Raw genomic sequence first — 10,037 nt, 5'->3', positions numbered from 1 at the left:
AATTGCTGAAAAATATAAAAGAAGCAATTGAATTATGCTTACAGGTAGAGAAGGAGATTCCTGGAGGAGAATTTGTAGGCATACAGCAGGTGCAGGTTGAAGTATGAAGCTTCCTTTGTTGTCTGCTCAGGAATTAATAAGATTTCTAAAGAAAAAGGGGTTTGAAGAAATAAGGCAGCATGGAAGCCATAAGTATTTCAAGCATTCTGATGGAAGAGCAACTATAGTTCCAGTCCATTCAGGAAAGGACATAGGAAGAGGATTATTGAAAAAGATTTTGAATGAGATAGACGTAAGCAGAGAAGATTTTTTGAATGAGATAAACTGAGGATGTTTTTATGACGGATGATGACATAGAAGCACTAAGGGAAGCTGAGGAAGACTTCAAAAAAAGAAGAACACAGAGACTGTAAAATCAAGATTGACAAAAGGCCAAGAGTTTACGACAGATAATTGTATAATAAAGCGATATATGAAATAAATCTGTCCTGCAGATTCAAGGAGAATTCAAGATAGAAAACGAAATGGCAAAAAAAGACGATTTGGATGCGTTAACAGAGTCCCTTGAGATCATTGCAAATCCTGAAACAATGAAAATGCTGAAACTAAGTGCAAAGAATAAGGCGAAAGGAAAGGTATTTGAAGCTAATTATGTTAAAGACTTACTTAAACAAAATGTATAGATCTTCTTCACACGAGCTGTCAAGAATTACAAGAGCAAAAGAATTATCAATGAACTTGGTACAAACAGCCATCGAAAGCTTTTTAAACATGAACATTACAGATAATTCACATGGAAGAAACGAGGATGATAGAGACAGGGGTAGATAAATTAGTCGAGCTTATAAAGAAAGCAGGCAGGATCTCTGTGCCTGATGCTGCTGAAAAACTTGGCGTTTCTGAAGATGTTGTTGAAGAGTGGGCTGATTTTCTAGAGGAGGAAGGCATAATAAGCATTGAATACAAGTTTGCAACAGCATACCTGCAGGAAAAGAAATTAAACAGCAGGGAAATCAAGGAAAAAGAAAAGGAATTCGAAAGAAGAAAAGACGTCTTTGTAAGAAAAGCAGAGATTGTCTTGAAGAGCCTTGATAAAGAATCCACTTCCTTTAAAACCGCGGAAGATCAGTTTAAAAAAATAAAAAATGAAATAGGCTCTGAAGTTGAGCATGTCAGGGGCGAAGTTGAAGAGCTTGAAAAGCTTGAAGAAACCAAAAAGAATCTCGATGCTGGTCTGGTGAAGCAAAATCACGATTATGCTGATAAAATCAGAGAGTCGCAGAATGCGATGAAAAAGGAGCAGGAGAAATACAGAGATGTCATGAAAGAGGTCTCTATAGAAGAAAAGAAAGTAAAGAAGAACCTAAAAAGCGAAGAGTGCGATATCAATAAGCTCCAGGGAAATGAAAAGCTGCTGGCCAAAAAGCTTGAAAAATTCAAGGCAATGATAGGCAAAATCGAGGAAAAGGCAAGAGAAGAAAATCAGCTGATTTACGATGAAAAGAACCATGTTGAGAATCTGAAGAGCCTGGCTGAGCAGATAGAAGAAGAAATTGAAGCCGAGCAAAAGAAAGTCCGCAGCCTTGCTGAAGAAAGCAGAGCCAGGGAAAAAGACATCATCAAATCACGCTCCGATATACTTAAAAAATTAAAAGAAAAAAAATACGCTATCAGCTCTAAGGCTAAAAAAGGCAGGGAAGTCTCAAAAAAATTCGAGGAATTTTTCAAGAAAAAATTAAATGTTTACAAAATGATGAGCGACCTTGAGCACCAGAAGCACGATTTGCAGATTGAGCTGAACCAGCTTATAAAAAAGGCGCAGGCTTTTGCAGTTTCAAGCAAGAGCGGAGATATCAAAGGCTATGCCAAAGAGCTCGATAAGAAGTTTAATGAAATAACAAAAAAGAAAGCTGAGTACGAAAGCCACATTAAAAAGATAACAAGCTTAATATAATGTCGGACATCATATATGAAAATTTAGGTTCGTTACTATAAAATAAAAAAAGAGGTTGAGATGGTAATAAAAGAGGAGTATAAATTTTTCTCTGCAGACATGCCTATTTCTGTAAAAATATATATGAAGGCAGGAGAGTATGTTCCAATATACGAGATTTCAATTTCCGCAATAAGCAAGAACACTGAACTAATTCTTGAAAAAATAAGGCAGGAGCTCATAAAAGAAGTCAGCCTGGGCATAGTTGAAATTGCAGATATAAGAAAGGCAGGCGTTATAGAAGAGAAATTCAGGGATATGATTGAGGTTCTTGTAAAGAGATATTTTCCAGATGTTGATGAAAAGGCAACAATGTTTCTTACAACATACCTTATACAGAGAAGCCTTGGCCTGGGCAACATAGAAATACTGATGGATGATGTGAATCTGGAAGAAGTTGCGATCAACAATGCCGACGAGTATGTGTGGGTTTATCATAGGACATACGGCTGGCTGAAAACAAACATAAAGGTTGCAAGCGAAGACCAAATAACGCATTATGCAACAATGATTGGAAGAAAGGTTGGCAAGCAGATCACTGTCCTGGCGCCGTTGATGGACGCCAACCTGGAAACAGGCGACAGGGTTAATGCAACATTGTCTCCGATATCGACAAAGGGGAACACAATAACTTTCAGAAAATTCGCGTCAAAGCCGTGGACTATAACAGATTTCATTGAAAGCAGAACAATCTCAGCGTCAGCTGCTTCGCTCATATGGATGGCTGTGCAGTACGAGCTCTCGACTTTAATAACCGGCGGCACAGCTACCGGAAAAACATCCGCATTGAATGTCATGTCTGTATTTTTTCCTCCGAATCAGAGAATAATAAGCATAGAAGACACAAGAGAGCTGCAATTGCCAAGCTTCCTGCACTGGATACCGATGGTTACAAGGATGCCAAATATAGAAGGCAAAGGCGAAATATCAATGCTTGACTTGCTTGTCAATTCATTAAGGATGAGGCCGGACAGGATAATTGTAGGCGAAATCAGAAGAAAAAGGGAAGCAGAAGTTTTATTTGAAGCGATACATACTGGCCACAGCGTTTACGCAACTGTCCATGCAAACAATGTGCAGGAAACAATAACAAGGCTGACGAGCCCGCCGATCGAAGTGCCAAAGACCATGCTGCCTGCAATTTCAATGATAATTGTGCAGTACAGGAACAGAAGAACGGGAATAAGAAGGACGTTCCAGATTGCAGAGATACTGCCTGACGCGAGGCCAAACATACTTGTACAGTTTGACACTTACAAGGACATAATGCAGAATGTCAACAAGCCTGTTGCGCTTTTTGACACATTGCAGCTGTATACAGGGCTTTCAAAAAAAGAGATAGAAGATGATTTGAAACTCAAGGAAAAGGTGCTGAAATACCTTGTGGGCAACAAGATCAACACTGTTGAAAGCGTTGGCAGGGTTATGGCCGAGTACTATACTGACAAAGATAATTTAATGGCATTTGTGAATAAAAATAAATTGCTGGGTGGTTTAAAATAGCCAATATCATAATCAAAAGGCTCGCTTCCTTAATGCCCGGCTTGGGTGACAAGCTAAAGCAGGCAGGAATGGTGGAAGAGCCAGAGGAATTTGTAAAGAATACCCTAGTCAGCAGTTTTTATCTGACAACAGGACTTATTTTTTTCATTACAGCGCTATTGTCAAAAACAAGCTTTAAGCTTGCTTTGCTGGTATTTGTTGCGCCCTTTATTTTCCTACTCGTCTTCCTTTATCTGTCAAAACTGCCGGATGTTAAAATATTCAGAAGGAGAAAGCAGATCAGCAAGGAAATTATTTTTGCAGGCAGATTTTTGATAATAGAGATCGAGTCAGGCATCAGCCTGTACGATGCAATAAAGAATGTTGCAAACAGCTACAAGGATATTGGCGTATATTTCAAGGAAATAACTGACAAGGTCGAGATTGGAACAACATTGGAAGATGCGCTGAATGAATCCATTGAATACACCCCGTCTGAAGATTTCAGAAGAATGCTGTGGCAGATATTAAATTCCCTGAAGACCGGATCTGACATCGCCAAGTCATTGAGGGACGTGATTGAGCAGATCACAAGAGAGCAGAATATAGAGATGAAAAAATACGGCAGGACATTGAATCCATTGGCGATGTTTTATATGATGACTGCAGTAATAGTCCCTTCATTGGGTGTTACAGTACTTATTGTACTGGCGACTTTCATGTCCATTAAAATAACGCTTGCAACCCTGCTTGTCGGTGTTTTGCTGCTTGCATTTGTCCAGTTCATGTTCGTTTCAGTAATAAAATCACTGAGGCCGGCTATCGAGTTTTAAGATGAACAGCAGGAATAATAATCACAACAAGAGCAAATTAAGTTTTCTGAAGAACATTTTTAAAACAAAGAAACATGAAGAAAGCCTGGTTGAGCGCAGAAAAAAGATTTTCATAGAGCATTTGAGGAAGACAAGAGAGGAAAAGAAAAAGGAGCGCAAAAGGCTTAAGCTGAGAGCTTATCTTGAAAGGGCCGGGCTGGCTTTAGAAGAGCATAATATTTCAAAATGGATCTTTGATTTCTGCGTCCTGATCAACCTTGCCATATCTTTCTACCTGATGTATTTTTTCTCTGTCAATTTAGGCTATACGCTGGCATATGTCATTTTCACAATGTTCTTTTTGTGGATATTTGTTTTTATAGCGATACTGCTGCTGTTATGGCTTATTTTTTATGTTTTTCTTGACTTGAAAATTTTCAAAAGAAAAGTTACAATAGAGCAAGTGCTTCCTGATTTTCTGCAGCTGACTGCTTCCAATGTAAGGGCAGGAATGCCGATTGACAGGGCGCTGTGGAGCGCAATAAGGCCGCGCTTCGGAGTTTTGGCAAAAGAAGTCGAAGATGTTGCGAAGGAAACCATGACTGGCGAAGATTTGGAGGCTGCACTGCAAAGATTCTCAGACAGGTATGATTCTGATACGCTGAAAAGGTCTGTTACGCTGATAATTGAGGGCATCGGCTCTGGAGGCGAGATTGCAGATCTTCTGAATAAGATTGCGCTCAATATAAAGGAGTCGCAGACAATAAAAAAGGAAATGTCAGCAAATGTGACAACTTATATGATCTTCATATCATTTGCAACTGTGCTTGCGGCGCCTTTTTTGTTCGCATTATCCAACCAGCTGCTGATAGTGATAAACAAAATGACAGGCATAGCAGGAGCTGGCGCGAGCTCTGCAGCTGTAGGCTTTCCAATATCATTCTCAAATGTCGCCATTACTCCGGCAGATTTCAAGATATTTGCAATTTGCTCGCTGCTTGTAACGTCATTCTTTTCAGCAATAATCGTGGCAATCATAAACAAAGGCGATGTGAAATCGGGCATAAAATATGTTCCTGTATTTATGATAGTCACACTTTTGATATTTTTGGGAGTTTCAATTGTGCTGGAAAGGCTTTTGGGAGGAATATTTTGAGAACGATGCAGCTAAAACATATAATCAAAATCTTTATAAATAACTTATGTTATTGATAGGTAAAAGGTGTGATTTTGTGGCAGAACTGATAAAAAACGTACGCGACTTTTTAAAGGGTGTTGAGAAAAAGGAAGCGGCAGCTGAAAAAGAGCCTGAGCACAAGCAAAAGAAGGCATTGCTTCTTGACGCGATAAATGACCTTGAAGAAGAGCTGAAAAAGCTTACAAGGATAAAGTCGAAAGTAGAGGATGAAGTTGAGTCAACCACGAAAGATATTTCTTCGACAAGAGATGAATTCAGGGCTATTAAAGACAGATTAGCAGTATTGACTGAAAAAGAAACTACATTAACAGCGAAGAAAGAAGACTTGCAGGATAAATTGTCAAGGCTCAAGGAGAAGATGGGCAAAGTCAAAAAGATAGAAGATGAGCTTAAAGAAGTTTGACCTATGTTATTGTTATTTAATCATGTTTATCATACGATACAATAAAAAGAGCTGGTGAATGATGAAAGGAGGTTTTTGGATAGCGTTAATGGTAATTCTATTTGCATTTATGCCCTTTGCTTATGCTGTTTCCCCGAATCTGACAATAACTGAAATTTATAGGCAGGATTATCTTAGGAATGGAACGTCTACCGGCACAAATGTCAATCTTGGATATGTTGCAATAAGAGTTGTGAATGTTGCTGATGTTTTGCAGTATGTCCGCCTTAATGTGTCCAGTATTGGGCTGAGCAGGACAAACATTGCAAACAGAACAGACACAGACGGAAGAATATGGAATTTCTATGCAGGAGCGGCAAATGATAATTCAAGCCTTTATCATAATGCAAGCGGAAGCGACAGCAATACTTACACGATAAATGCTGATGGCCCAAGGCTGAATATTTCGATGGCAGTATCGAATTATGCCGGAGGCTCAGATGTTTATAATGATGACAATATTTTTGACAACAATTATGAAGGCAATTTGAATCAGTCATGGAATAATCTTAATATAACGATCAATATAACAAATCCTTCTGGGTGGAGAAGCCTTAACAGCGTTAATGTTACAATAACATTTGGCCAAAGCACGCAGACAGGATATGATATTGTCAATGTAACAGGGGTTGCAATATTCAATGGAACTGTGTGGATAAGCTTCAGAGGAAATCAGACAGCAGCAGTAAGGAATGCAACTGGCGGGATGGATTCTGAGCTTGTCAACTGGACAGGCGATATTGTCGCTTACGGCAATATAACAATAACAATAAATGCAACAGTAAGGACGAACAGAAATCTTGCAGACAGCGGAACAACAAGCTACAACTTAAATGATGCTGCCGGCACAACAGGCGTTATTTCAGTATTTAACAGCTCTGCAGTGTCCGGATTGGACAACAGCAAATTATTGACTGGAATGAATGTTACAGTGAAATTCAGCAGAGGGCCTGTCAGGCAGGGGGTTGATTTGGCATTGACGAATCCTTCAAATGGATCATCATCAACATGGCGCGTGCGCGGCTATTTTAAAAATGCAGCAAATGAAAACGGCGGAGGCCTGAATTATCTTATTGGATCATGGAAACTATACCAAGTGCTGGCAAATGGAACTCCTGTTGGAACAGCAAATTCAAGCAACATAAATCCGGGATGGGGGAATATAACTGCAGGCACAACAAAATACACAGACTGGCTTGATACCCTGACAACAAGCAAGCCTTATTTTGCGTCATACTTTGACTGGAATGTAAGCTGGGGCGGGGCTGAGGGATATGACGCTGAAGTAAGGGGAAGATTGGATATGGGCTCGCTTTTCATAATAGATATTTCAAATACAAAAGCAATTGATGGAGTGATGCTGCCAGATTCAGGAGTTGACAGGGGATTGCCGGAGCAGACAATAAAAATAAGAGACAGCACAACTTATTTAGGGGACAATGGAGCAAGGGGCCTTAATTTTTCAATATTTTCTATTTATCCGCCGAAATCAGTTAATGGAACTGCTGTAATATTTTATGCAAACTGCAGCTCTGTTGCTGTGACAGTCAACGGAACAGCGATAACAAATAATGTAACGATAACATGCGTCAATAATACGGCAAGCGCAGAAGGATATGTAAAAGCTGTGATAAAAGATTTGAACCAATCAGTGTATAAGAGCTATCTGCTGACTAATGAAGTGGTGAATATTTCTTATGATCTTGTTTTCAATGAAAGCCTTCAGGAAGGGCTTGTTTTTAACATGACGGGAAATGTGACTGTGTGGACGCAGTCAGGAACTCCGATAGTGGAGAATATGCCGCTGACAAATGTTACTGTTGCCACAAAAAGACTGAATGCATATAAGGAGCTTAAGATAAACAACCCTGCGCAGCCAAACAGCGTTAATGCAACTATTAGGGTTGATGTTGTTGATAAATCATCAGCTGCTGACGGCATTGCAGATATAAGATTGCTGGATTATATTGTAAACGGAACTAACTTTACAATAAGCAATGTCCTGATAGTTTATTTCAACAATTCAGGGAGCAACTCAATAACTTTAGTCAATGCGACAAATATAAATGTGACTCATATAGCTGGAACAACTACACTTACAGATGGAACACCTGTTGATTCTTATGAATACAGCAGATTCCTTCAGAACAACACATTCTGGAACGGCACAATGAAAGACGGCGATTACCTTGTAATTTCATACAGGTTCAACATAACTGCAACTGGCACTTACACAATTCCGATGCAGGTATTCGGCGTTGACCCGGCGACAGGAGAGCAGATATCCACATCTGCATTTGGTGTTGTCCATGTTACAATCCCCGAGCCTGCAAAGCCGTTTGAGATAGAAGACAGCAATCTTACACTGGCAAAAATAATTGTTGTCGGGCAGCCTGCAACATGGTCGAAGAAATTCACTGCTTATAACCCGAATTCCAGGCCAATACAGTCGAGATTTGAAACAACAGTATTTGCTGATTCAACACAGGCGTATGCAAGCTATTATGATGCATTCGGCCAGAAGATAGACGAGAAGGTTGAAAAAGACAACGGCCTTGTTTTCTGGGAAACGATTGTTGGAGCTTTGGAAACAAGAACTTATGACATAACTGTGCTAACACCGCCAATTCTTGAAGTTGACAGGAAAGTTGAAGTGCTGGAAAAACTGGAAAATAAAAAAGTGAAATTAAAGACAGACATTTATCTGAAGAGCTTTGCAAAAGAGACATATAAGAATATAAGATTGAATCTTCCAATAAGCTATAGTAAGATCATCGAGGTTAAAGACGCATTCGGTGAAAAGTTGAAGTTCAATGGCGGCGCAGATTCAATTTCAATAGAACTAGGTGAGATGGAAGCAGAGGGCATTAGAACAATCACAGTGCTCTATGAGGAAAGCTATCCTGCAATCATTATAACTTCTGACAAAGACAGATACTCATCAGATTCGCCAGTAGGATTGGCAATACTTGTGATAAACGGCGGTGAAAAAATAGAAAGGCCTTATTTTGAGACAGAGGTTTTTGACCCTAATTTGGATACCATTCATTCTTCATTCACCAGCCTGAATTCGCTTGAGCCGTTGGAGAAGACAGAAAACTCCGAGAAATTCATAATACCGGCTCAGGCGATTACAGGCAGCTATGTTGCAAATGTCAGATTCAGGGAGGATTTCACAACAATAAGCGAGGGATTTGCTAATTTTTATGTGCTTGGGAGAAGAGAAAGCATATTGAGATGGGTTGAAAGCGCAGCAATAGTAATGCTTGGATTAGGCTTGCTGGTTTTGACATACAGAAGGGTGCAGGAAATAAGAAAAAGAGCCTGACGCAAAGATTTAAATACTCCGATTATCAACATAAATAAGTAGAAAAAAGAGGTGCTTCATATGTACGTTTTTGGATTAAACTTACCTATACTTGAATTGCTTGTTGTTTTCTCCATTGTTGTTGTCGGCTACCTTATTCTGCTCGAAATAGAATTCAGGCAATTGAGAAAAATAGCTGGAAAATTTGAAAGCGAGGAAACTGAGCTGAGCAAAGAGCTGAAAGAATTGAAGGAAGAGATTGCTGATCTGCGAGCCATAATAGAAGCAACACATAAAAAAAGATAGCTTTATATATTGATTATTTTTCTGAAAAGATATGGCTGACAAAGAAATTACAAAGATGGTGTCGAAATACATTGCAGGGAGAAGAAGATCTGAAACAGCCAAGAAGATTGCAAAGCTTTTTAAAAAGATAAAAATTCCAAGAAAGATGGAAGCTTATCCCGAGCTGAAGGAAGCCAAGAAATCAGGAGTTGAAGTGAAAATGATGGTTAATGAGCCGAAAGAGGAACAAGAAGAATTCTCAGAAACAGCAGAAGAAATGGGAAAGGAAGAAAAGCCTGGATTTTTCTCAAGGCTTTTTGGAAGGAAAAAGAAAGAGCCTGCTGAAGAAGTGAAAGTTGAAGAAACAATTGCGAAAGAAGAGGCTTCGAAAGATATAAAAGAGCTGTCCAGAATGTTTTTATCAATGCTCGATAAGCTTTCAGAAAAGGATTTCGGCAAGTTCAAGGATTCTGAGAGTTATGTGAAGTTCAAGGAGATTGTGAAGAAATATAAATGAA

Annotated in this window: 10 protein-coding genes; all 10 read left to right on the top strand. The window is 39.3% G+C overall.

Annotation, left to right across the window (positions count from 1 at the left end):
* The first annotated feature begins 103 nt into the window (after positions 1-103).
* Positions 104-328 (top strand): type II toxin-antitoxin system HicA family toxin, encoded by a 225-nt coding sequence (locus Q7J54_05435; protein ID MDO8740984.1) that lies wholly within the window; start codon positions 104-106, stop codon positions 326-328.
* Between the two features lie 196 nt (positions 329-524).
* Positions 525-683, top strand: coding sequence for a hypothetical protein (locus Q7J54_05430; protein ID MDO8740983.1), 159 nt, complete (start codon positions 525-527; stop codon positions 681-683).
* A 110-nt stretch (positions 684-793) separates the two neighbouring features.
* Positions 794-1,954 carry a hypothetical protein gene (locus Q7J54_05425; GenBank protein ID MDO8740982.1) on the top strand — a complete coding sequence of 387 codons (1,161 nt, stop codon included), beginning with the start codon at positions 794-796 and terminating at the stop codon, positions 1,952-1,954.
* Positions 1,955-2,014: 60 nt separating this feature from the next.
* Positions 2,015-3,496 carry a type II/IV secretion system ATPase subunit gene (locus tag Q7J54_05420; GenBank protein MDO8740981.1) on the top strand — a complete coding sequence of 494 codons (1,482 nt, stop codon included), beginning with the start codon at positions 2,015-2,017 and terminating at the stop codon, positions 3,494-3,496.
* A gap of 32 nt (positions 3,497-3,528) precedes the next feature.
* Entirely contained in the window at positions 3,529-4,308 is a 780-nt protein-coding gene (locus tag Q7J54_05415; GenBank protein ID MDO8740980.1) for a type II secretion system F family protein, read from the top strand.
* 1 nt (position 4,309) lies between these two features.
* Entirely contained in the window at positions 4,310-5,443 is a 1,134-nt protein-coding gene (locus Q7J54_05410; protein MDO8740979.1) for a type II secretion system F family protein, read from the top strand.
* A gap of 76 nt (positions 5,444-5,519) precedes the next feature.
* The gene (locus Q7J54_05405) at positions 5,520-5,888 is read left to right on the top strand and encodes a hypothetical protein (GenBank protein MDO8740978.1); all 369 of its coding nucleotides are present in this window, start codon (positions 5,520-5,522) and stop codon (positions 5,886-5,888) included.
* Between the two features lie 88 nt (positions 5,889-5,976).
* Entirely contained in the window at positions 5,977-9,255 is a 3,279-nt protein-coding gene (locus tag Q7J54_05400) for a hypothetical protein (protein MDO8740977.1), read from the top strand.
* Between the two features lie 60 nt (positions 9,256-9,315).
* A complete protein-coding gene (locus Q7J54_05395) occupies positions 9,316-9,540 on the top strand; it encodes a hypothetical protein (protein ID MDO8740976.1) in 225 nt (74 codons plus the stop codon).
* Positions 9,541-9,571: 31 nt separating this feature from the next.
* On the top strand, positions 9,572-10,036 hold the full coding sequence (locus tag Q7J54_05390) for a hypothetical protein (GenBank protein ID MDO8740975.1): 465 nt from the start codon (positions 9,572-9,574) through the stop codon (positions 10,034-10,036).
* The last annotated feature ends 1 nt before the right edge of the window (position 10,037 follow it).

This window comes from Candidatus Woesearchaeota archaeon, assembly GCA_030651135.1.
In the GTDB taxonomy this organism is placed as follows: Archaea; Nanobdellota; Nanobdellia; order Woesearchaeales; family JACPBO01; genus JACPBO01.
Note: the sequence above shows the minus strand (reverse complement) of the source record. Positions and strands in the feature narration are given on the sequence as shown.